The sequence below is a fragment of the Nocardioides panacis genome, assembly GCF_019039255.1.
In the GTDB taxonomy this organism is placed as follows: domain Bacteria; phylum Actinomycetota; class Actinomycetes; order Propionibacteriales; family Nocardioidaceae; genus Nocardioides_B; species Nocardioides_B panacis.
Genome location: NZ_CP077062.1, coordinates 4873240 through 4894952 on the forward strand (window position 1 = coordinate 4873240; position 21713 = coordinate 4894952).

Annotated in this window: 24 protein-coding genes; 10 read left to right on the forward strand and 14 right to left on the reverse strand. The window is 73.3% G+C overall.

Features of this window, described 5'->3' with window-relative positions; genetic code table 11:
* The 5 genes from KRR39_RS23805 to KRR39_RS23825 are packed head-to-tail and all read right to left on the reverse strand — an operon-like array spanning position 1 to position 4015.
* Positions 1-693: a RibD family protein gene (locus KRR39_RS23805; protein ID WP_216939804.1), complete on the reverse strand. Its 693-nt coding sequence runs from the start codon at positions 691-693 to the stop codon at positions 1-3.
* The gene (locus KRR39_RS23810; protein ID WP_254185393.1) at positions 686-1585 is read right to left on the reverse strand and encodes a lysylphosphatidylglycerol synthase transmembrane domain-containing protein; all 900 of its coding nucleotides are present in this window, start codon (positions 1583-1585) and stop codon (positions 686-688) included. Before KRR39_RS23810 ends, KRR39_RS23805 begins: the two co-directional genes overlap by 8 nt.
* Positions 1582-2634 carry a glycosyltransferase family 4 protein gene (locus tag KRR39_RS23815; protein ID WP_216939805.1) on the reverse strand — a complete coding sequence of 351 codons (1053 nt, stop codon included), beginning with the start codon at positions 2632-2634 and terminating at the stop codon, positions 1582-1584. Before KRR39_RS23815 ends, KRR39_RS23810 begins: the two co-directional genes overlap by 4 nt.
* Entirely contained in the window at positions 2631-3020 is a 390-nt protein-coding gene (locus KRR39_RS23820) for a 6-pyruvoyl trahydropterin synthase family protein (RefSeq protein ID WP_254185394.1), read from the reverse strand. Before KRR39_RS23820 ends, KRR39_RS23815 begins: the two co-directional genes overlap by 4 nt.
* A complete protein-coding gene (locus tag KRR39_RS23825; RefSeq protein WP_216939807.1) occupies positions 3017-4015 on the reverse strand; it encodes a zinc-dependent alcohol dehydrogenase in 999 nt (332 codons plus the stop codon). The genes KRR39_RS23820 and KRR39_RS23825 overlap by 4 nt, the downstream gene beginning before the upstream one ends.
* A gap of 64 nt (positions 4016-4079) precedes the next feature.
* On the opposite strand from KRR39_RS23825, the gene KRR39_RS23830 reads away from it, so the two are divergent.
* Positions 4080-4805 carry a CDP-alcohol phosphatidyltransferase family protein gene (locus KRR39_RS23830; RefSeq protein WP_216939808.1) on the forward strand — a complete coding sequence of 242 codons (726 nt, stop codon included), beginning with the start codon at positions 4080-4082 and terminating at the stop codon, positions 4803-4805.
* A gap of 292 nt (positions 4806-5097) precedes the next feature.
* Here the strand turns inward: KRR39_RS23830 and KRR39_RS23835 are convergent, their stop codons facing one another.
* Both KRR39_RS23835 and KRR39_RS23840 read right to left on the reverse strand, forming a co-directional pair.
* Entirely contained in the window at positions 5098-5454 is a 357-nt protein-coding gene (locus tag KRR39_RS23835) for a hypothetical protein (RefSeq protein WP_216939809.1), read from the reverse strand.
* Between the two features lie 63 nt (positions 5455-5517).
* The gene (locus tag KRR39_RS23840; RefSeq protein WP_216939810.1) at positions 5518-5730 is read right to left on the reverse strand and encodes a hypothetical protein; all 213 of its coding nucleotides are present in this window, start codon (positions 5728-5730) and stop codon (positions 5518-5520) included.
* 53 nt (positions 5731-5783) lie between these two features.
* On the opposite strand from KRR39_RS23840, the gene KRR39_RS23845 reads away from it, so the two are divergent.
* Genes KRR39_RS23845 through KRR39_RS23855 form a run of 3 tightly spaced genes read left to right on the forward strand, consistent with a single transcriptional unit; the run spans position 5784 to position 7683 of the window.
* Entirely contained in the window at positions 5784-6419 is a 636-nt protein-coding gene (locus KRR39_RS23845; RefSeq protein WP_254185395.1) for a sulfatase-like hydrolase/transferase, read from the forward strand.
* Positions 6420-6472: 53 nt separating this feature from the next.
* A complete protein-coding gene (locus KRR39_RS23850; RefSeq protein ID WP_216939811.1) occupies positions 6473-6985 on the forward strand; it encodes a sigma-70 family RNA polymerase sigma factor in 513 nt (170 codons plus the stop codon).
* Positions 6982-7683, forward strand: a complete 702-nt coding sequence (locus KRR39_RS23855) for an anti-sigma factor family protein (protein WP_216939812.1) — start codon at positions 6982-6984, stop codon at positions 7681-7683. Before KRR39_RS23850 ends, KRR39_RS23855 begins: the two co-directional genes overlap by 4 nt.
* Here the strand turns inward: KRR39_RS23855 and KRR39_RS23860 are convergent.
* The gene (locus KRR39_RS23860) at positions 7630-8037 is read right to left on the reverse strand and encodes a hypothetical protein (RefSeq protein ID WP_216939813.1); all 408 of its coding nucleotides are present in this window, start codon (positions 8035-8037) and stop codon (positions 7630-7632) included. The two genes, KRR39_RS23855 and KRR39_RS23860, sit on opposite strands and share 54 nt — an antisense overlap.
* 345 nt (positions 8038-8382) lie before the next feature.
* Between KRR39_RS23860 and KRR39_RS23865 the strand changes: the two genes are divergently transcribed.
* The gene (locus KRR39_RS23865) at positions 8383-9165 is read left to right on the forward strand and encodes a matrixin family metalloprotease (RefSeq protein WP_216939814.1); all 783 of its coding nucleotides are present in this window, start codon (positions 8383-8385) and stop codon (positions 9163-9165) included.
* 12 nt (positions 9166-9177) lie between these two features.
* Here KRR39_RS23865 and KRR39_RS23870 read toward each other — a convergent pair whose 3' ends face one another.
* Positions 9178-9612 carry a hypothetical protein gene (locus tag KRR39_RS23870; protein ID WP_216939815.1) on the reverse strand — a complete coding sequence of 145 codons (435 nt, stop codon included), beginning with the start codon at positions 9610-9612 and terminating at the stop codon, positions 9178-9180.
* Between the two features lie 62 nt (positions 9613-9674).
* Between KRR39_RS23870 and KRR39_RS23875 the strand changes: the two genes are divergently transcribed.
* A complete protein-coding gene (locus tag KRR39_RS23875; RefSeq protein WP_216939816.1) occupies positions 9675-11375 on the forward strand; it encodes an alpha-glucosidase in 1701 nt (566 codons plus the stop codon).
* Here the strand turns inward: KRR39_RS23875 and KRR39_RS23880 are convergent.
* Complete coding sequence (locus KRR39_RS23880; protein ID WP_216939817.1) at positions 11363-13237, reverse strand: putative bifunctional diguanylate cyclase/phosphodiesterase; 1875 nt, start codon at positions 13235-13237, stop codon at positions 11363-11365. The genes KRR39_RS23875 and KRR39_RS23880 overlap by 13 nt on opposite strands.
* Positions 13238-13582: 345 nt before the next feature.
* On the opposite strand from KRR39_RS23880, the gene KRR39_RS23885 reads away from it, so the two are divergent.
* Positions 13583-14725 carry an LCP family protein gene (locus KRR39_RS23885; protein ID WP_216939818.1) on the forward strand — a complete coding sequence of 381 codons (1143 nt, stop codon included), beginning with the start codon at positions 13583-13585 and terminating at the stop codon, positions 14723-14725.
* Here KRR39_RS23885 and KRR39_RS23890 read toward each other — a convergent pair.
* Positions 14722-14871: a hypothetical protein gene (locus KRR39_RS23890; RefSeq protein WP_216939819.1), complete on the reverse strand. Its 150-nt coding sequence runs from the start codon at positions 14869-14871 to the stop codon at positions 14722-14724. The two genes, KRR39_RS23885 and KRR39_RS23890, sit on opposite strands and share 4 nt — an antisense overlap.
* Positions 14872-15005: 134 nt before the next feature.
* On the opposite strand from KRR39_RS23890, the gene KRR39_RS23895 reads away from it, so the two are divergent.
* Positions 15006-16670 carry an HNH endonuclease signature motif containing protein gene (locus KRR39_RS23895; protein ID WP_216939820.1) on the forward strand — a complete coding sequence of 555 codons (1665 nt, stop codon included), beginning with the start codon at positions 15006-15008 and terminating at the stop codon, positions 16668-16670.
* On the opposite strand, the gene KRR39_RS23900 is transcribed toward KRR39_RS23895, so the two are convergent.
* Together KRR39_RS23900 and KRR39_RS23905 are read right to left on the reverse strand one after the other, a co-directional pair.
* Complete coding sequence (locus tag KRR39_RS23900) at positions 16667-17299, reverse strand: TetR/AcrR family transcriptional regulator (protein ID WP_216939821.1); 633 nt, start codon at positions 17297-17299, stop codon at positions 16667-16669. The two genes, KRR39_RS23895 and KRR39_RS23900, sit on opposite strands and share 4 nt — an antisense overlap.
* 89 nt (positions 17300-17388) lie before the next feature.
* On the reverse strand, positions 17389-17940 hold the full coding sequence (locus KRR39_RS23905; RefSeq protein WP_216939822.1) for a type 1 glutamine amidotransferase domain-containing protein: 552 nt from the start codon (positions 17938-17940) through the stop codon (positions 17389-17391).
* Between the two features lie 116 nt (positions 17941-18056).
* Here KRR39_RS23905 and KRR39_RS23910 point away from each other — a divergent pair, with 116 nt between their 5' ends.
* On the forward strand, positions 18057-19205 hold the full coding sequence (locus KRR39_RS23910; RefSeq protein WP_216939823.1) for an FUSC family protein: 1149 nt from the start codon (positions 18057-18059) through the stop codon (positions 19203-19205).
* Here the strand turns inward: KRR39_RS23910 and glgC are convergent.
* Positions 19195-20412: a glucose-1-phosphate adenylyltransferase gene (gene glgC / locus KRR39_RS23915; protein ID WP_216939824.1), complete on the reverse strand. Its 1218-nt coding sequence runs from the start codon at positions 20410-20412 to the stop codon at positions 19195-19197. The genes KRR39_RS23910 and glgC overlap by 11 nt on opposite strands.
* A gap of 91 nt (positions 20413-20503) precedes the next feature.
* Here glgC and glgA point away from each other — a divergent pair, with 91 nt between their 5' ends.
* Positions 20504-21667, forward strand: a complete 1164-nt coding sequence (glgA, locus tag KRR39_RS23920; protein WP_216939825.1) for a glycogen synthase — start codon at positions 20504-20506, stop codon at positions 21665-21667.
* Positions 21668-21713: the final 46 nt, after the last annotated feature.

The following is a 21713-nucleotide window of genomic DNA, read 5'->3' on the forward strand; positions in this document are numbered from 1 at the left end:
TCAGGCCCCCCGGAACCGGGACGAGAGCGCGTAGCGCAGCAGCACCACGTCCCCGATCCGGTCCACGTCGACGAGCTCGGCCCGGTGGTCCGGGTTCCACGGGAAGGGGCCGTCGCCCACGAACCGCCGCCCGCGCGGGTCGCCGACGAAGAACGGCGCGACGACCAGGTGCAGCTCGTCGGCGAGGTCGGCGGTCAGGAACTGGGTGTGCACCGAGCCGCCGCCCTCGACCATCAGCCGCCGCACGCCGCGCGCGTAGAGGTCCTCGCTCAGCGCGCGTACGTCGACCCGGGGACCGCCGTCGACCACGGTGGCCACGCGGCCCAGCCGGGCCCGCGCGTCGTCGACGGTCCTCGTGGGGCAGTAGACGAGCTTGTCGCTGTCGCCGGCGGTGAAGAACCGGGCGCCGGTGTCCAGGTCGGCGTGCTCGGTCACGGTCACCTTCATCGGCGAGGGGCACTGGCCGCGGGCCACCCGCCGGGCCCGCCGGGCCGGGTCGCGGACCAGCAGCCGCGGGTCGTCGTTGCGGACGGTCGCGGCGCCGACCAGGATCGCGTCGCAGTCCGCGCGGACCGCGTCGACCCGGTCGAAGTCGGCGTCGTTGGAGAACAGCACGCGGTCCTCGCCCGGGCCGTCGAGGTAGGCGTCGAGGGACATCCCGCAGCTCAGCAGGGTGTAGGGGCGGTCAGCCACGGGCGGCCTCCAGTTCGACGTGTCGGTGCAGCGAGTCCACGACCAGCACGACCACGCCGGGCAGGCTGGCGACCAGCACCAGGACGCCGTACGTGACCGCGGTGGCGACGCCGGCGGAGGCGCCGAGCCCGGCCGCGGAGAATGCCCAGGCGGCGACCCCCTCGCGCGGGCCCCAGCCGGCGACGTTGGTCGGCACCGCCATCGCCAGCAGCACGAGCAGCGCGAGCGGCAGCAGCCGGACCGGTGACGCGGGTACCCCGGCGGTGCGGGCCGCGACCCAAAAGACCGCCAGGTGGCCGACGACCGCGAGGCCGGACAGCAGCGCCACCCCGAGCGGTGACCCGCGGGTGGCGAGGGCGTGCAGGTCCGTGCGGAGCACCGGCACCGCGACGCGGACGACGAGCAGACCCACCGCGGCCGCGGCGACCGCGACGAGCAGCACGCGCGGCATCGAGGAGCGGACCGGGGACGGCAGCACCAGCAGGACCACCACCGCCACGGCCCCCTGGGTGACCTGCCCCGCCACCCGCTCCCAGGCGACCGCCCGCAGCGCGCGACCGGTGGCCCGGACCTCCCGGCCGTGCCGCACCCCCCGGTGCACGTCGCCGACGACGCCGCCGGGCAGCGTGGTGTTGAGCAGCTGGGCACGGTACGACGCCGCGACCGCCGTCCGCAGGGGCAGGTCCAGGCCCAGGCCGGCGGCGACCAGCCGCCACCGCCACGCACCGCAGACCGTGGTCGCGACGGTGACCGCGGACGCGGCGCCGACCGCCCAGGCGTCGAGGGCGCGCAGCCCGTCGACGAACGGGCCGGCGCCGACCCGGGCGACCAGCAGCACCAGCACGCCGGCGCCGGCCAGCAGCCGCGCCCACCGCCAGCGCCCGGCGGTCACGCGGCCACCCCGCACAGCACGCGGGCGACCCGCTCGGTGGTCGCCGGCCAGCCCGCGAGAGCCTCGCGCCGGGCCCGGGCGGCCTCCCGCAGCCCGGCGCGCAGCGCCGCGTCGGTCAGCCACCGCTCCAGCGCCGTGCCCAGCGCGTCGGCGTCGTGCGGCGGCACCAGCAGCCCGGGGCGCCGGCCGTCCGGCAGCGTGCCCAGCGCCTCGGGGACGCCGCCGACGGTGGTCGCGACCACCGGCAGCCCGCGGGCGAGCGCCTCGGTGACGACCATCCCGTAGCTCTCCAGCCGGGTCGGCAGCACCAGCAGGTCCGCCGACGCGTACGCCGCGGCGAGGGCGTCACCGCGCAGGGCGTCGTGGAAGCAGACCCGGTCCGCCAGGCCGGCGCCCGCCACCTGGCGCCGGACCCGGGCGACGTACGCCGGGTCGCGGGTCAGCGAGCCGACGACGCTGCACCGCCAGGGCAGGCCGGAGACGCCGGCGAGCGCCGAGACCAGCAGGTCGTGGCCCTTGTGCCGGGACACCGCCGCGACGCAGAGCAGCCGGCCGCCGGTCGGCGTGCCCCGCGCCAGGCCGGCGGGGTCGACCCCGGGCTCGGCGACGTGCACCCGCTCGGGACGCAGGCCGTGCCGCTCGAGCAGCAGGCAGCGGGTCCACCGGCTCGTGGTCAGCACCGCCCCGGCGGCGGCCAGCACCGCGTGCTCGGCCGCGCCGAGCGGCATGTGCACCAGGACGACCAGCCGCACCCGGGCGGACTGCGGCACCAGCACGGCGGCCGCGGCCGCGGCGACCAGGCCGTCCACCAGCAGCAGCACGTCGTCCGGCACCCCCGCCACGACGGAGGCCAGCGCGGCGAGCGCCGCGGCGTCCGGTCGCGGCCAGCACCCCGGCACGGCGTGCTCGTGCACCCTCCAGCCCGCCGACCGCAGGCCGTCGAGCACCCGCCGGTCGTAGGCGTTGCCGCCACTCGGCCGGGCCGGGTCGTCCAGCCCCTCGGGCACGACGGCGTGCACGGTGCCCGTGCGCGGCGGCCGGCCGGTCACGGTGCCCGCTCGTAGCTGGCCCACGCGACGGGCGACTCGTGCAGCGTCACCGCGATCGCGGCGAGCTCGTCGGCGTCGAGGCCGAGGGCGCCCTGCCGGACCCGGTCGGCCAGCCGGTCCGCGACGACCTGCGCGAGCACCTCGGTGGTGGTGTTCAGCCCGGCCAGCGACGGGTCCTCGTCGAGGTTGCCGTAGGACAGCGCGCCGACGACGGCGTGCAGCTCCTCGGCCGCCCGCCCGATGTCGACGACTATCCCGTCGGCGTCCAGCCGCGCGCGGCGGAACGTCACGTCCACCACGAACGTGGCCCCGTGCAGCTGCTGCGCCGGGCCGAACACCTCGCCGCGCAGGCTGTGGGCGACCATCATGTGGTCGCGGACCGTCACGCTGAACACGGCACCGCCCCCGTCCCGTAGGTGAGTGAGTGGCACAGCGCCGGCAGGTCGCCGGTGGCGAGTCGCGGCATCACCTCCGGCAGCTCCTCGAACCGGGACTCGCCGGTCAGCAGGACGTCGTACGCCGGGTCGCGCAGCAGGTCCAGGGCGAGGGCGAGCCGCTCGCGGGTGGTCCGGCGGCCGCGGCGCGCCGCCGCGACGGTGCCCACCTGGCTGGCCCGCACCGCCAGCCGCCCCGAGTGGAACGAGCCGCCCAGCGACACGGTGGTCTCCGCGTCGCCGTACCAGCTCAGCTCGAGCACCTCCGCCTCCGGCGCCAGCAGGTCGAGGGACAGCTGCAGCCCCGCGGACGTGGCGGTGGTGTGCACCACCAGGTCGCGGCCCCCGGGCGCGGCGTCGGGCTCCGCGAACGACGCGCCCAGCGCGGCCGCGACGGGCGCCCGGCCGGCGTCCACGTCGACGAGCGTCACCTCGACGCCGGGGACCTGCGCGAGCAGCCGGGCGACGCAGCAGCCGACCATGCCGGCCCCGACCACGGCGACCCGGTCGCCGAGGAGGGGAGCGGCGTCCCACAGGGCGTTCACGGCGGTCTCGACGGCCCCGGCGAGCACCGCCCGGGCGGTCGGCACCCCGTCGGGGACCAGCGTGAGCGCGTCGACGGGGACGACGTACGCCGTCTGGTGCGGGTAGAGGCAGAACACCGTCCGTCCCCGCAGCGCGGCCGGTCCCTCCTCCACGACTCCGACGCTGAGGTAGCCGTACTTGACCGGTCCCGGGAAGTCGCCGTCCTGGAACGGCGCCCGCATCACCGCGTGCTGGCTGACCGGCACCCCGCCGCGGAACACCAGCGACTCGGTGCCGCGGCTCACCCCGGACCGCAGGGTGCGCACCAGCGCCTCGCCCGCGCCCGGCCGCGGCAGCCGGACGCGGCGGATCTCGCCGGCACCGGGGCCGCTCACCCAGAACGCCTGCGCCTCAGTCTCCATCGGCCCTTCCCACCCGCCCCCGTTGAACCGGGACCGCCACCCGTCCGTCTACCTGCTGTCCCCCATGAACGGAGGCCGGGTGCCGATGGTTCAACGTGGTCCGATGCTCGGCCTGCTCGCGCAGCTGTCCGTGCTGGCCGGGCTCGCCGCGACGGTCGGGCTCGGCGCCCCCGGCTGGGCGGTCGGCCTGGCCTGCGGCTCCGTCACGGCGGGCGCCCTGACGGTGGCGCTGCCCGCCCATGGTCTGGACCGGTTGGGCCCGGCGGACCGGGTCACGCTGACCCGCGCCGTGCTCGTCGGCGGGGTCGCCGCGCTGGTGGCCGCCCACCCGGCGCCGGTGGCGCTGCTCGTCGGGCTGGCCGCGGTGGCGCTGGTGCTCGACCGGGTGGACGGCGAGGTGGCGCGGCGCACCGGATCGGTCTCCGGGTTCGGTGCGGCGTTCGACATGGAGGTCGACGCGTTCCTGGTCCTCGTGCTCAGCGTGTACGTCGCCCGCACCGCCGGGGCGTGGGTCCTGCTGATCGGTCTCGCGCGCTACGCGCTCTGGGTCGCGGGGCGGTTCGCGCCATGGCTGCGGGAGCCGGTGCCGACCCGGCCGTGGGCCAAGGTGGTCGCCGCCGTCCAGGGGGTGGTGCTGACCGCGGTCGCGGCCGACCTGCTCCCCGCCGCGGTGGAGGTGACCGCTCTCGTGCTGGCCCTGGTCCTGCTCACCGAGTCCTTCGCCCACCAGGTCCTCTGGCTCCGGCGGCACCGGGTGCCTGCCCCGGTCCGGGTCGGGGTGCCGACGTGAGGGCCGCCGGCCGGACAGCGACGGGGGTGCTGACCGGCCTGGCCCTCGCGCTGGTGTGGGTCGCGCTCGTGGTGCCGGACCAGCTCGCGCTGCTCACCCCGTCGGCGGCCGTGCGGATCCCGCTCGAGGTCGTGCTGCTCGGCCTGCTGGTGCTGGTCGTGCCCTGGCGGGCCGCCCGGGTCGTGCTGGTGCTGCTCGGGGTGCTGCTCGGCCTGCTGACCGTGGTCAAGGTGCTCGACATGGGGTTCTACGCGAGCCTCAACCGCCCCTTCGACTCGGTGATCGACTGGCGCTACCTGGGCTCGGCCGTCGGGCTGGTCGACGACTCCGTGGGCCGGCCGGCCGCGGTCGCCGCGGTGGTCCTCGCGGCGCTGGCCGTGCTGGCGCTGCTGGTGGTGATGCCGCTGGCGCTGCTGCGACTGGCGCGGGTCGCCACCCGGCACCGGCAGGGCACGCTGCGCGGCGTCGTCGCGCTCGGCACCGCCTGGGTGCTCTGCGCGGTGCTCGGCGTGCACGCGGCGCAGGGCGCGGACGTCGCGTCGACCAGCACGTCGACGTACGCCATCGGCCAGGTGCGCCGGATCCCCTCGGAGCTCCGCGACCAGCGGGCCTTCGCCCGGGCGGCGCAGGCCGACCCTCTGCGCCGCACGCCGGGAAGCCGGCTGCTGACCGGGCTCCGCGGCAAGGACGTGCTGTTCGTGTTCGTGGAGAGCTACGGCCGGGTCGCGGTCCAGGACTCCTCGATGGCGCCCGGCGTGGACCGGGTGCTGGCCGACGGCACCCGGCGGCTGGACGCCGCGGGCTTCGGGTCGCGCAGCGCCTTCCTCACCTCCCCGACGTTCGGCGCGATCAGCTGGCTGGCGCACTCCACGCTGCAGTCCGGGCTCTGGGTCGACAGCCAGCAGCGGTACGACGCGCTGGTCACCAGCCCGCGCTTCCACGCTCAGCCAGGCCTTCGGGCGGGCCGGCTGGCGCACCGTGAGCGACGTGCCGGCCGACACCCACGACTGGCCGCAGGGCGCGTTCTACCACTACGACCGGCTCTACGACTCGCGCAACGTCGGCTACCGCGGGCCCCGGTTCGGCTACCCGACGATGCCCGACCAGTACACCCTGGACGCGTTCCACCGTCTCGAGCTCGCCCGGCAGCACCGGCGGCCGGTGATGGCCGAGATCGACCTGATCAGCAGCCACGCCCCGTGGTCCCGGACCCCGCACCTGATCGACCAGGCCGCGGTCGGGGACGGGTCGGTGTTCGACGGGATGCCCGAGACGCTGCCCTCCGAGACGCAGGTCTGGCGGTCGCCGGAGCGGGTGCGGGCGGCCTACGGGCAGTCGATCGAGTACTCCCTGTCGGCGATCGTGTCCTACCTCGAGCACTACGGCGACGACCGGACGGTGCTCGTGTTCCTCGGCGACCACCAGCCGGCCCCGGTGGTCTCCGGGGCCGGTGCCGACCACGACGTGCCGGTGACCGTGGTGGCCAAGGACCCCGCGGTGCTGCACCGGATCGACTCCTGGCACTGGCAGCCCGGACTGCACCCGTCGCCGGCCGCCCCGGTGTGGCGGATGGACGCGTTCCGGGACCGGTTCCTCTCCGCGTTCGGGCCGTGACCGGCCACACTGAACCTCCGGGAGCGGTGCCCCGTTACACCAGGGGAGGTGAGATGGCAGACCACGAGGTCGCACTCATGCAGCAGCTGCACGACGAGCACGCCGCTGCGCTGTGGGGCTACTGCCTGAGCCTGACCGGCCACGACCGGGCCCGCGCCGAGGACGTCACGCAGGAGACCCTGCTGCGCGCCTGGCGCAACCGTGCCGTGCTCGACCGGCCCGGGTCCGCGGTCCGTGCCTGGCTGTTCACCGTCGCCCGCAACATCGTCATCGACGAGTGGCGGACCCGCCGCTCGCAGTCCGAGCTGACCGTGGCCGAGGTCCCCGAGCGGGCCGACGACGGCGACCGCACCGACCGGCTGCTGCTGTCCTGGGTGGTCGACGACGCGCTCACCCGGCTCTCGGAGGAGCACCGCGCGGTGCTGCTCGAGTGCTACTACCGGGGGATGCCGGTCGCCGAGGCAGCCCGTCACCTCGGGGTGCCGGAGGGCACAGTGAAGTCCCGCACGCACTACGCGCTGCGGGCGCTGAGGCTGGCGCTGGAGGAGATGGGGGTGACCGCATGAGCTGCGAGTTCGCGCACCAGGACGGCTCCTACGTCCTGGGCGCCCTGTCCTCGAGCGAGCGGATGGCGTTCGAGCACCACCTGGCGGCCTGCCCCGACTGCGCCCGGGCGGTGCGCCGGCTGGCCGGGCTCCCCGGGCTGCTGGCGCGGGTCGACGGGTCGGTGCTGGAGGGCGCGCCCGTCGCCGAGCCGGTGCCCGGGACGCTGCTGCCCCGGCTGGTCGCGGACGTACGACGGACCCGGCACCGCCGCACCGTGCTCACCGGAGCCGTCGCGGCCGCTGCGCTGGTGGTCGCCGGCGTCGTGCCGGTCGTGGTCGCCGAGGCGCTGTCGCACGACCGGCCCTCGGCGGCGGCACCGGCCGTCACCGGCAGCCCGGCACCCGGCACCCCCATGGTGCCGCTGGGCGGCGCGCCGGTGCGGGCCACGATCGCCCTCGACCCCGTCGCGTGGGGGACCCGGCTGGACCTGGCCTGCACCTACGAGCCGCGTGCCGACCAGTACGAGCTGCCGGCCGTGGCGACGTACGTCCTGGTCGTGCGCACCCGCGACGGCCGCACCGAGCAGGTCGGCACCTGGCGGTCGATCGGCGGCCGGACGATGCGGCTCACCGCCGCCACCTCGGTGCGGCGCTCGCAGATCGCCTCAGTGGAGGTGCGCACCACGAGCGGCAGACGGGTGCTGCAGCTGACCGCGTGAGTCGGCACGCAGCGTGCCGGCCAGCAGCACGGCGCCCCCGACGATGGCCACGACCTCGCTGACCGCCGCGGTCCAGACCGGCCAGCCGATCCAGTGCTCGTGCACGCCGAAGAGCCCCACCGTCGCCGCCACGACGAAGGCGCCGAGCGTCGAGACCCCGAAGCCGAGCGCCAGCAGCGCGGGCAGCCAGTGCCGCCACCGCACCAGCAGCACCGCGATGACCAGGCCGCCGGCGGCGTTCAGCAGGAACGCCGGACCGATCACGGCCTGGCCGCTGAAGACGTCGAACCACAGGTAGAGGTGCACGGCCGCCGAGACCAGCACCGCTGCGGCCGTCACGAGTCGCATGTTCATGACACTCTCCGCTCTCCGAGTCGCTCCGGCGGGCGCCGGGCCTCATCGGAGAGACGGAGCGGGGCAACGGACGGTTCATCGGGGCCACACTCCCGACGACGGGTCAATGGCCCGACCGGTCCGATCTGCTCACCGTTTCAGTCCTCTTGATGGTGCTATAAGGCTATTTCACTTTTTATGGCAAGTTGCGGCTTAAGTTACGTGTCAAGGTGGTGCCCTGGCCGGTTCCACCGGCCGGGAGCGGGGCAGTGATACGTCCGGGTGATTGGTCGCCCAGGTGCCGGACGAGGAGCCAGAGGCGAAACCGACGCTCGTCGAGTCGGTCCGCGCCCAAGGGGTTCCCGCATGAGCATCACGCGTACGGTCATGGCCGCACTCACCGTCCTCGCGGCGCTGACGTCGCAGGCCCCGCTCGACGCCGCGTCCCACGGCACAGTGGTGGTCGCCTCCTCCTCGGTCGACCTGGCCCGCTACGGGAGCCCGGCCGTGCCGCGGACCGCGAGCGCGCGGCGTGCGGCGACCCGGTACAGCTTCCTGAACACCGACGACCTGGGGCGCCCGGCCCGCTGGAACCCCTGCAAGCCGATCACCTGGCGCTACAACCCGGCCCGGCAGCGCGGGGCCAGCGACCTGCGTGACGTCCGGGCGAGCGTCGCCCGGCTGGCCGCGGCCACCGGGCTCCGGTACGTGTACGCCGGCACCACCAGCGACCAGCCCTACCGCCCGCAGAAGGGCAACAGCACCGACGAGGACCTGCTGATCGGCTGGGGCAACCAGGCCACCCTCCCGGACCTGGCCGGCTCGGTGGCCGGGTACGGCGGCACCACCACGCGCTACCAGATCAGCGCGGACGGCGTCCGGGGGCCGCAGGAGATCGTGTCGGCGCAGTTGGTGCTGGACCACGACGGTGCGGCGCTGGCGCCGGGCCTGGGTCACGGGTACTCCCTGGGCGCACTGGTCCTGCACGAGCTCGGTCACACCGCCGGCCTGGGGCACAGCGCCTTCGCAGGCGACGTGATGTACCCAAACGTCAACGGGGCGTTCACCGGCGGCTACGCCGCCGGCGACCTGGCCGGCCTGCGGCTGCTCGGTGCGACGAACGGGTGCTTCGCCTCGCCGCTGCGCTAGCCGGCGGACGGACTACCGCAGGGCGGCCAGCCGTCGGCGCACCAGGAGCGCGCCGACCGTCGCGACCAGGACCTCCTGCGGCATCCGCTTCGTCGACTCGACCTGGATCCGGCCGTGGAAGTCGTCCCACCCCTGCGGGAACGGCGACCCGCCGACGAACAGGTCCCACGGCTTGTCGGTGTCGGGGAAGGCGGCGCCCAGCATGCCCGCCACCACCCGGGTGCGGCGTCCGCGCGGCGTGGCCCGCGCGACCAGCGTCATCGCGGCCAGTCCGACGAGCCCGTCGGCGACCGCGATCGGCAGCACGTCGCGGATCGAGGTCCCGCCCCAGTGCGGCACGGCGTCCATCGCGAAGTGCGACACGACGCCGGCGGCGAACGCGCAGACGGGTCCCGGGGCGACGCTCCCGATCAGCGCACCGGCGAGCACGTGGTTGGTGATGAGCACCCCTGGAGGGTAGGTCACCCACCTGAGAGCACCCGGGACCGACGTTGTGGAAGGGTTGGCCCATGAATCCTGATGCCCGTTCGGCCGACTGGTGGAAGTCGGCAGTCGTCTACCAGATCTACCCCCGCTCGTTCCTGGACAGCAACGGGGACGGGATCGGGGACATCCCCGGGATCACCTCGAAGCTCGACTACCTCGCCGACCTCGGCATCGACGTGCTCTGGCTCTCGCCGGTCTACTCCTCGCCGATGGACGACAACGGCTACGACATCAGCAACTACGAGGACGTCGACCCGCTGTTCGGGTCGCTGACCGACCTCGACGACCTGATCGCCGGCGCCCACGAGCGCGGCATCAAGCTGGTGATGGACCTGGTCGTGAACCACACCTCCGACGAGCACACCTGGTTCCAGGAGTCCCGCGACCCCGCATCGCCGAAGGCCGACTGGTACTGGTGGCGGCCGCCGCGCGAGGGCTTCGAGGGCGGCACCGAGGGGGCCGAGCCGAACAACTGGGCGTCGGTCTTCTCCGGGTCCGCCTGGCAGTACGACGAGCGGCGCGGGGAGTACTTCCTGCACGTCTTCAGCAAGAAGCAGCCCGACCTCAACTGGGAGAACCCCGAGGTCCGCGACGCGGTCTACGCGATGATGCGCCGCTGGGTCGAGCGCGGCGTCGACGGCTTCCGGATGGACGTCATCAACCTGATCTCCAAGGACCCGTCGCTGCCGGACGGCACGAGGCAGCCCGGCAAGAAGTACGCCTCGAGCGAGGGGGCGGTGGCCAACGGTCCGCGGCTGCACGAGTTCCTCGCCGAGATGAACCGCGAGGTGGGGCTCTCGGCGCAGAACCTGCTCACGGTCGGGGAGATGCCGGGCAGCACCATCGAGCTGGCCCGCGAGGTCACCGACCCGGCGCGCGACGAGCTCAACATGGTCTTCACCTTCGAGCACGTCGGGCTCGACGAGCAGACCGGGCTCGGCAAGTGGGCGCTGCTGGACCTCGAGCTCCCGGTCCTGAAGTCCAACCTCGCCGAGTGGCAGCGCGGCCTGGCCGACGTGGGCTGGAACTCCCTCTACCTCGACAACCACGACCAGCCGCGGGCGGTCTCGCGGTTCGGCGACGACAGCCCGGAGCACCGGGTCTCCTCGGCCAAGACGCTGGCGACGGTGCTGCACCTGCACCGCGGCACGCCCTACGTCTACCAGGGCGAGGAGCTCGGGATGACGAACAGCTACTTCACCAGCATCGAGCAGTACCAGGACCTCGAGGCGATCAACTGGTACCGCGAGGAGCTCGAGGCGGGCCGCGACAGCGCGGACCTGCTCCGGTCCCTGGCCGCCAAGGGTCGCGACAACGCGCGCACCCCGATGCACTGGGACGACTCCGAGCACGCCGGCTTCACGACCGGCGAGCCGTGGCTCCCCGCGCACCCCAACAAGGACCACATCAACGCCGCCGCGGCGGTGGCCGACGAGGACTCGGTCTTCCACCACTTCCGCAGGCTCATCGCGCTGCGGCACGCCGACCCGGTCGTGGTCGACGGCACCTTCGACCTGCTGCTGCCCGAGGACGAGCAGCTGTGGGTGTTCACCCGGACCCTCGGCGACGACGTCCGCCTGGTGCTGGCGAACTGCTCCTCGGAGCCCGCGAAGGTCGAGGCGTCCGACGTACCCGACCTCGCGGCGGCGACCCTGCTGCTGGGCACGCACGAGGGGGACGGGCTCGAGCTGGCGCCCTGGGAGTCGCGGATCTACGCGCTGTGACCCCGACCGGGTGCGCTGCCCGCCGGGCGGTGCAGCGCCCCCGGGGCCGCGGCTTGGAGCAGGCCGTCGATGCCGGCGGCCGGGAGCGGGTGGGCGAAGTAGTAGCCCTGGGCCTGGTCGGCGCCGATCGAGGTCAGCACCTCGCGCTGCCTGCGCGTCTCGACCCCCTCGGCCACCACCACGAGGTCGAGGGCGTGCGCGAGGTTGGTGACCGCGGCGACGATCGCCGCACCCCGTGACCCGTGCTCCACGTCGGCCACGAAGCTCTGGTCGATCTTGAGCACGTCGATCGGCAGCCGGTGCAGGTAGCTCAGCGACGAGTAGCCGGTGCCGAAGTCGTCGAGCGCGATCCGCACCCCGAGCGCCTTGAGGTGGTGCAGCACCAGCAGCGCCCGCTCGCTGTCCTCGATGAGGATCGTCTCGGTCACCTCGAGCACCAGGCTCCGCGGCGCGATCCCGGTGGCCGCGAGGACGGAGGTCACCTCGGCCACGAAGTCGGGCTGCATGAGCTGCCGGGCCGACACGTTCACCGCGAGGTCGAACGGTGAGTCGGGGTGGTCGATCCGCCAGCGCACCGCGTCGGTGCAGGCCTGTGTGAGCACCCAGGTGCCGAGCCGGTTCATCAGGCCGCTCTGCTCGGCCACGGCGACGATCGACGGCGGCGAGATCGGCCCCCGGTCCGGGTGGTTCCAGCGCAGCAGCGCCTCCACGCCGCAGACCAGTCCGTCCCGGCAGCGCACCAGCGGCTGGTAGACGAGATCCAGCCCGTTCTCGGTGAGCGCGGTCCGCAGGTCGCGGCTCAGCCGTCCGGACTCGTTGTGCTGCACCGCGTCCCGCAGGTCGACGACCTCGTGGACGAGGCCGCGGCGCTTCGCGTCGTACATCGCACTGTCGGCCTCGGCGATCAGCACCTCGGTGACGTACTCGCCCGGGCCGGCGAAGGCGACCCCGATGCTGGCGGTCAGGGTCAGCGCGGTGCCGGAGGTCGCGAACGGCGTGGAGAACGCGCTGCGGATCCGGTCGGCGAGCACCTCCACGTCCCTCAGGTCGTCGAGGTCCTCGCACAGCAGCACGAACTCGTCGCCGTACAGCCGGGCCAGGGTGTCGCTCGGCCGCAGCAGCCCGGACAGCCGACGACCCACCCCGCGCAGCAGCTCGTCGCCCACCTGGTGGCCGTGCGTGTCGTTGACCTGCTTGAAGCGGTCGAGGTCGATGAACAGGATCGCCGCCTGGGCGCCGGAGCGCTGCGCACGACGGCTGGCCTGCTCGATCCGTTCCTGCAGCAGGAGCCGGTTCGGCAGGCCGGTCAGGGCGTCGTGCATGGCCAGGTGCTGGAACCGGGCATGGCTGCGGGTGGTCTCCTCGCGGGCCCGGGCGTTGAGCAGGTAGGCCGCGGCCACGTTCGCGAGGGTCTGGGCGACCTCCATGGCGTGGCCGCTGAGGTCACCCGGGGTTCCGCGGTACAGGTCGAGGGCACCGAAGCGGCCGTCCGCGTGGCGCAGCGGGAACGTGAAGACCGCCGCGAGGCCCGCCTCCACCGCGGCCGGCCCGAACTCCGGGAAGCGGTGGTCCACACTCAGGTCGGGGACGGCCACCGCGCTGCCCGACTCGAAGGCGAGCACGCACGGGCCCTGGGCCAGGTCGGTCTGCAGCCGCTCGAACAGCAGCGCGGACTCGTCCGACGCGGCGACGTAGCGCGGGCTGACCCCGGGGTCGATCAGCGTGACCCCGGCGGAGGTGACCGGCAGGACGTCGACGATCCGTTCGACCAGGTGGTCCAGGATGGCCGTGAGGGGGAAGTCGGTCGCGAGCGTGAACGCCAGCTCGCTGAGGACCGCTGACAGCTTGCCTTCGTCGACCATGTGTTTTCCCCCGCGCAGGAGTGGTCCCGCGCGCGGTCCGGACAGGGTGGCGCTGTCAGCGTAAGCGCGGCGAGCCGGCGAGGGGGGTGTGCCGGCCGATGTCGGGACGAGTTTTGGGCGCCGGGAAGGATACCTGTCCCTTCTGCCCGATTTCGCGGTGGACGGTCGCTCTTGGCATCATGGGTGGCTGTCCGCGTCAGGACCGCCCGGCTGCCTGTTCCCGGGTCCGGGGTTCGGGCCCTCGCGTAGGCTGTGCCTGCCGGGCCCGGACGCTCTCCGTCCGATCACCGAACACGAACGCTGGACCTGCCCTTGTCTGAGTCGACACCGCGACACCGCGACCGCGTGCGCTCCAAGCACCGCGTCCTCAAGACCGTGGCCCTTTCCTTGGCCGTGGTCCTGGTCGTGGTCCTCACCGGCGGGTTCTTCGTCTACCGGCACCTGAACAACAACATCACCGGCATCGACATCACCGACGCGCTCGGCACCGACCGCCCTGCCGCGGTGAAGAAGGAGACCCCGCAGCAGCCGCTGAACATCCTGCTGCTCGGCTCCGACACCCGCGAGGGGCAGACCGGCCACATCGGCGGCGACACCCCCGGGCTGTCCGACACCACGATCCTGCTGCACATCTCCGGGGACCGGAAGCTGGCGTACGGCGTGAGCCTGCCCCGCGACGCGATGGTCGAGCGACCCACGTGCGAGCGCAAGGACGGCAACGGCACCGACCCCGGCGGCCTGAGCATGTTCAACGCGGCGTACGCCGTGGGCGGCCCGGCCTGCACGATCAAGACGGTCGAGAAGCTCACGAACGTGCGGATCAACCACTTCGTGGTCATCGACTTCAACGGCTTCCGCAAGATGGTCGACGCCCTCGGCGGTGTCGAGGTCTGCGTGCCCAAGGAGGTCAACGACACCACCGGGCACATCACGCTGCCGGCCGGCACCTACAACGTGAAGGGCCAGCGGGCGCTCGACTACGTCCGGGTCCGGCACGTCATCTCCGACAACGGGGACATCGGACGGATGAAGCGCCAGCAGACCTTCCTCGCCTCGATGGCGAACAAGGCGGTCTCCGCCGGCACGCTGGCCAACCCGGTGCGGCTCGTGCGCTTCCTCGACGCGGCCACCAAGTCGTTGACCACCGACACGGGGCTGTCCAGCCTGCAGAAGCTCGGTGGCCTCGCCAAGTCGCTCCAGGGCGTCGGCCTCGACCAGGTCCAGTTCCTCACCGTGCCGTTCGAGTCCTACGAGCCGGACCCGAACCGGCTGCAGTGGGCGCCCGGCGCCGACCGGCTCTGGTACCGCATCCGCAACGACATGCCGATCAACAAGCGGTTCGCCTCCGAGGTGACCACCGCCGCCAAGGACCCGTCGGCGTCGGCGTCGCCGAAGCCGGGTGCGAGCAGCACGCCCAGCCCGAGCGCCGACCCCTCCACCGACGAGGCAGCCGCCGCCAAGGCCGCCGAGAACGGGCTCTGCGCCTAGGCCCTGCGGGTGGCCGGTACGACGCAGGCCGCCGTCACCGGGGCACCTTCGCAGCAGGGCCGGATGTAGCCGCACCGGTCGCACCGCGAGTGCGAGGTCTCCCAGCGCATCGTGGCGCCGCAGTTGTCGCAGTCCATGTCGTTCATCGTTCGCATCCTGCCAGGGGAGGCCCTGGCGGCAGCGGTATGACGCGGGAAGACTCTCGAAAAGTTCTGCACAACCGGGCTCCACGGGGCTGTTCGTGGGCGGTTCTGTCGGTGGTTGCTGGGAGAGTTTCCTCATGCAGGCAACGAGATCGGCCCCCGACAGCGTGGTGGCGACGCTGGAGGCGGTGTCGCGGCTGCACGCGGTCCGGACCGATGCGGACGCGGCGTTGTTCGAGCTGGCGGCGGTGTTCGCCGACCAGCACAGCGGGGACACGCTGCCCCGCTCGGACCGGGGGCCGGCGGGCGGCGAGCGGGCGGTCCGGGTCGGTGGGGTCGGCACCCCGCGGGTCGCGGAGTTCGCGTGCGCGGAGCTCGGCGCGCGGCTGCAGATCAGTCCCTGGTCCGCGCGGCGGCTGGTCGCCGACGCCCTCGACGTGCGGCACCGGCTGCCGCTGACCTGGGCCCAGGTCACCGGCCGGCGGGCCCGGGTCTCGCACGCCCGCCGGGTCGCGGCCGCCACCCGGCACCTCTCGGCCGACGCGGCCGCCCACGTCGATGCGGCGATGGTCGAGCACCTGGACGGCTCGCTGTCCTGGGGCCGCTTCGAGGCCCGGCTGGCCGGCAAGGTGGTGGCCGCCGACCCCGCGACCGCGGCGGCCCGCGAGGACGCCGCCACCACCGAGCAGTTCGCCCACCGGACCCGGTCCAGCGAGCACGGCACCGCCGGGTTCTACCTCCGCTCCACGGTCGGGGTGATCGCCCGGCTGGAGGCCACCGTGGCGTTCCTGGCCGACGCGCTGGCCGCGTTCGGGGACCGCGACACCGAGGACCTGCGCCGGGTCAAGGCCGTCGCGCTGCTGGCCAACCCGGTCCGCGCCGTGGAGCTGCTCGCCGCCTTCGCCGCGCTCCGCGCCGCCACCCTCGACGTCCCGCTCCCCGACCCGGAACCCGAGCCGGAGCCCGACCTGGACCCCGGTGGCAACGAAGCCGGACACGAAGACCGGGCTAGCGACGCGTTGGCCCGGATGGACGCGTTCGCCCGCCGGGTCGGGTTCACCCCGCACCGGCTGCCCGCCTGGCTGACCCCGACGCCACCGACATCGCCTCCCCGGCCATCCGGCAGTGCCCCACCACCCGATCCACCCGACCCAACAACCGGCCCGGACCCCGATCCGCCCGATCCACCGGGACCGGAGTTCCGGTTCGACTGGTCCCGGCTGCTGCCCGCCCTGACCCTCTACCTGCACCTGTCCGCCGACGACCTGGCCACCGGCCAGGGTGGGGTGGTGCGCTGGGAGGGCGAGGGACCGGTCACCCACGCCTTCGTGCACCAGCACCTACGCCCACTGCACGACTACGTCATCAAACCGGTCCTGGACCTCGCCCAGCAGGCCCCGGTGGACGCCTACGAGCTGCCCGACCGGCTCCGCGAAGCCGTCCGGCTGCTCTACCCCACCGACGTGTTCCCCTACGCCTGCGCCCCCAGCGCGCGCCTCGACCTCGACCACACCGTGCCCTACGACGCGACCCGCACCGGCGGACCCGAAAAGCAGTGGGCCACCCGGATCGGCAACCTCGGCCCGCTGACCCGCACCCACCACCGGATCAAGACCCACGGCCACTGGACCCTGCGCCAACCGTTCCCCGGCATCTACCTGTGGCGCGACCCGCACGGCCTGCTCTACCTCCAGGACCACACCGGCACCCACCCCGTCGGCACCGCCCGCACCCACGACCCCGACCTCGACCTCTACCCCACCGACCTCCTCATCGAGACCGACCTCGGGCAACAGGCCTAGGGCCGGTCGGCCTGCTCCGGGCCGGCCGGGTGTCGCGGGCGGCCGGCGATCCCCACCGGCGTCGCGTGCGTCTCGAGGTACGCCGTGACCAGCGCGATGCCCTCGTCGATGACGTGCGGGTCGCCGGTGAGCGAGTCCTCGAAGGCGATCTGCAGGATCCGGTCGGCGACCTCGACGGCCAGCTCGGCGTACAGCCCGTCCGAGCCCTCCACGACCATCCCCGCCGAGCGGGCCACGTGGAACAGGTCGCGCGCCATCCGGCGGTTGTGCTCGCGGCAGTAGCCCGCGACGGCGGCGTTGGTGCGGCCCCGGAACCAGATCACCACGAACGGCGGACGTCGGTGGTAGACCTTCACGAATGCGCGCATCGTGGCCTCGACCAGGTCGCGGACGCTCATCGTGGCGAGTGCCGCGATGTCCTCGGCGAGCTGGACCTGCAGGTCCGCGACGTCCCGCTCCACGAGCGCGAGGAGGACGGCCTCCTTGTCGGCGAAGTACTGGTAGAGCGAGGCGACCGGCAGGCCCGCCCCGGTGGCGACGGCGCGGGTCGTGACGGCCTCGACGCCGTCGGCGACGACGATCTCGCCGGCGACCTCGAGGATCCGCTCCACCCGGTCGCGGCTGCGCACCTGCTGCGGGACGCGTCGCTTCCATGGCGTCAGGCTAACCGGCCGCGTCCCGCGGGGTCGGCCGTCCGAGTGCGCCGCAGCGCACCCGGTCACCGCGCGGCGGCGACCAGCTCGACGAGCCGGGCGGAGAAGGCGGGGAGGTCGTCGGGGTTGCGGCTGGTGACGAGGTTCCCGTCGACGACGACCTCCTCGTCGACCCAGGTGCCGCCGGCGTTGCGGATGTCGGTCCGCAGGCTCGGCCAGGAGGTGAGCGTGCGGCCGGCCAGGACGTCCGCCTCGATCAGCGTCCAGGGGGCGTGGCAGATGGCCGCGACCGGCTTGCCGCTGGCCACGAAGTCCCGCACGAACGCGACGGCCTTCTCGTCGGTGCGCAGGGCGTCCGGGTTCGCCACCCCGCCGGGCAGCACCAGCGCGTCGTACGACGCCACGTCGGCCCCGGACACCGTCTCGTCGACGTCGAACGTGTCCGCCTTGTCGAGGTGGTTGAAGGCCTGCACGGTGCCGCTCTCGGGGGAGAGCAGCCGCGGCGTCCCCCCGGCCTCCTGCACGGCCTTCCACGGCTCGGTCAGCTCCACCTGCTCGATCCCCTCGGCGGCCACCAGGAACGCGATGGTCCGGCCCTGCAACGTCTGCTCGCTCATGTCGTCTCCTCGCTCGGTGATGGCTGTCACCCGCGCGGTAACCCGGCGTCACGTGACCAAACCTGTTTTGCGCCTGTCAGCACGGGTACACGGTCCGACGGAGAGGGAGTGGTGGAGTGGTCTCGACGGGAGCGGACGCGCGCGCCCAGATCCGCGAGAACCTGCGTGACCCGGTCAGGTGGACCGAGGTCCTGCAGCTGGTCAAGACCGTGGCGGCGGCCGTCCTGGCGTGGGTGCTGGCGTCGCAGGTGTTCGCGCTGCCGCAGGCGTTCCTGGCACCCTGGGCGGCGCTGCTGGTCGTGCACGCGACGGTCTACCGGACCTTCTCGCGCGGCCTGCGGCAGGTCGCCGGAGCGGTCCTCGGGGTGCTGCTCGCCTGGGTGGTCGGCAACTACCTCGGGCTGACCACGTTCGCGGTCTCGACTCTGCTCGTGGTCGGCCTGCTGGCCGGAAGCGTGCGGTGGTTCCGGGACGAGAGCACCGCCGTCGCCGCGACCGGGCTGATCGTGCTGACCACGGGCTTCAGCACCCACGACCAGGTCCTCCTGGACCGGCTGTTCGACACCGCGATCGGGATCGTGGTGGGGCTCGCGGTCAACATGGTCGTCTGGCCGCCGCTGCGCGACTACTCCTCGGCCAAGGCCATCGACGCCGTCGACGACACCGTCGGGGAGCTGCTCAGCGACATCGCCCGCGAGCTGCGCGAGAAGCGCTGCACCGAGGACGACGTCCGCGGCTGGGTGGCCCGCACCCGGACGCTCGACCAGGACATCGAGCGGGCCTGGGCGCTGCTGCGCCAGGCCAAGGAGAGCGGCCGGCTCAACCCGCGGCGCGCGGCGCAGTCGGTGAAGAAGACCGACGTGTTCGAGGAGCTCCTGGAGCTCAACGAGCAGGCGGTCGCCGAGCTGCGCAGCATGGCCCGCACCCTCGGGCACGGGATCGACAGCCTCGTCGAGTGGGAGCCCGCGTTCCGGGACCGCTGGCTGGCGCTGCTCGCCGAGGCGGGGGAGGCCATCGGCGTGCCGGACTCCGCGCGCGTGGCCCAGGTGCGCGCCGACCTCAACCGGCTCGCGCACGAGCTGAGCACCGAGGAGCTCTCCGGGCTGCACTGGCCGGAGTACGGCGCCCTGATCATGAACCTGCGCAACATCGTGGCGTCGATGGTCCGCGTCGCGGAGCAGAACCCGGTGGTGCTGCCCCGCTACGCCCGACGGGACCGGCTGCTGCGCAGCTCGATCCCCCGTCGGCACCCCGTCAGGGGATGACCAGCTGGTCCTTGGCCAGGGCGACGACGCCCCCGTCACTGACCGTGAAGCCGCGCCGCCGGTCCTCCTCGACGTCGACCCCGATCACCATCCCGTCGGGGACGATCACGTTCTTGTCCAGGATCGCGTTGCGGACGATCGCCCCGCGACCGATCGTGACGTTGTCGAAGATGACGCTGCGCTCGACCTTCGCGCCCGCTCCGACGTACACGTTGCTGCCGATCACCGAGCTGTCGACGTTGGCGCCGGACACGATGGAGCCGCCGCAGACGATCGTGTCGCGGGCGAACGCGTTCTCGACGAACTTGGCGCCGGGCAGCTGCGGGTGCGAGGTGAAGATCGGCCAGTCGGTGTTGTAGAGGTTGAAGATCGGCTCGACGGAGACCAGGTCGAGGTGCGCCTCGTGGTAGGAGTCGAGCGTTCCCACGTCGCGCCAGTAGTCCCGGTCGCGGTCGGTCGCGCCGGGCACGACGTTGTCCTTGAAGTCGTAGACGCAGGCCTTCTGCTGCCCGACGAGCATCGGGATGATGTCGCCGCCCATGTCGTGCCGGGAGTTCGGGTCGGCCGCGTCCTTCTCCAACGCGTCGACCAGGACGTCGGTGGAGAACACGTAGTTGCCCATCGAGGCGAACACCTCGTCGGGGGAGTCCGCGAGCCCGGGCGGGTCGGCCGGCTTCTCCAGGAACTCCTCGATCGTGAGCCCGTCGGCCGCGGCCTTGATCACGCCGAACTGGTAGGCCTCCTTGCGCGGCACCCGGATGCCCGCGACGGTGACGCCGGCGCCGGACTCGACGTGCGCCCGGACCATCTGCGAGGCGTCCATCCGGTAGACGTGGTCCGCGCCGAACACCACGATGATGTCCGGGTGCGCGTCGTTGATCAGGTTCATCGACTGGTAGATCGCGTCGGCGCTGCCGAGGTACCACTGCGGGCCGCGCCGCTGCTGGGCCGGCACCGGGGTGACGAAGTTGCCGAGCAGCGTCGACATCCGCCAGGTCACCGAGATGTGCCGGTCGAGCGAGTGCGACTTGTACTGCGTCAGCACGGCGCACTGCAGGTAGCCGGCATTGACCAGGTTCGACAGCGCGAAGTCGATCAGCCGGTAGCTGCCGCCGAACGGCACCGCGGGCTTGGCCCGGTCCAGAGTCAACGGCATCAGCCGCTTGCCTTCGCCGCCCGCCAGGACGATCCCCAACACCTTCGGCATGTGCAGTGCTCCTGTCCGCCCTTGGAACCTGGAACTTCCGTGTTCGGCTCGACCCTAGGGCCTTGCCGGTCGCACGCACTAGATTGCGGCCATGCGAGCAGCCATCCTGACCCGAGAGTTCCCGCCCGACGTGTACGGCGGCGCCGGCGTGCACGTCGACTTCCTCGTCCGGGAGCTCCGCAAGCTCATCGACGTCGACGTGCACTGCATGGGCGAGCCGCGCGACGGCGCCACCGCGCACACCGAGAAGGAGGAGCGGCTCGCCGGCGCGAACGCGGCCCTCCAGGTGCTGTCCACCGACGTGGCGATGACCGCGGGGATCGGGGCCGCCGGCTCGGTCGACGTCGTGCACTCGCACACGTGGTACGCCAACATGGCCGGGCACTGGGCCAAGCTGCTCTACGACGTCCCGCACGTCGTCACCGCGCACAGCCTGGAGCCGCAACGGCCTTGGAAGGCCGAGCAGCTCGGCGGCGGCTACCGGATCAGCTCCTGGGCGGAGCGCACCGCCTACGAGGCGGCCGACGCCGTGGTGGCGGTCAGCAACGGCATGAAGGCCGACATCCTCGCGTCGTACCCCGCGCTCGACCCGGGCAAGCTGCACGTCGTCTACAACGGCATCGACACCGACTTCTACCGGCCCGACCCGGACACCTCCGTGCTGGAGCGGATCGGGGTCGACCTGACCCGGCCGTACGTCGCCTTCGTCGGGCGGATCACCCGGCAGAAGGGCGTGCCGCACCTGCTGCGCGCCGGCCTCGCCTTCGACCGCGACCTGCAGATCGTGCTGCTGGCCGGTGCGGCCGACACCCCGGAGCTCAAGGCCGAGACGGACGCGCTGATCGCCGACCTGCGGGCCGAGCGCGACGGGGTGTTCGTGGTGTCCGAGATGCTGCCGCGCGACCAGGTCCGCCAGGTGCTCACCGGCGCGCTGGCGTTCCTGTGCCCCTCGGTCTACGAGCCGCTCGGCATCGTCAACCTCGAGGCGATGGCGTGCGAGACGGCCGTCGTGGCCAGCAACGTGGGCGGCATCCCCGAGGTCGTCGTCGACGGCGAGACCGGGGTGGTCGTGGCCTACGACGCCGACGACGCGAAGGGTTTCGAGCGGGGCATCGCCGAGGGGGTGAACCGGCTCGCGGCCGACCCGGAGCTGGCCGCTCGGTTCGGCCGGGCGGGCCGGGAGCGGGCGGTGTCGTCCTTCGCCTGGGACGCGATCGCCGAGCAGACGGTGCGGCTGTACGAGTCGCTGCGCTGATCCGGCGGTCTGGACCACTCCGTCCTGCCAGACGGGGTGAGAAGTG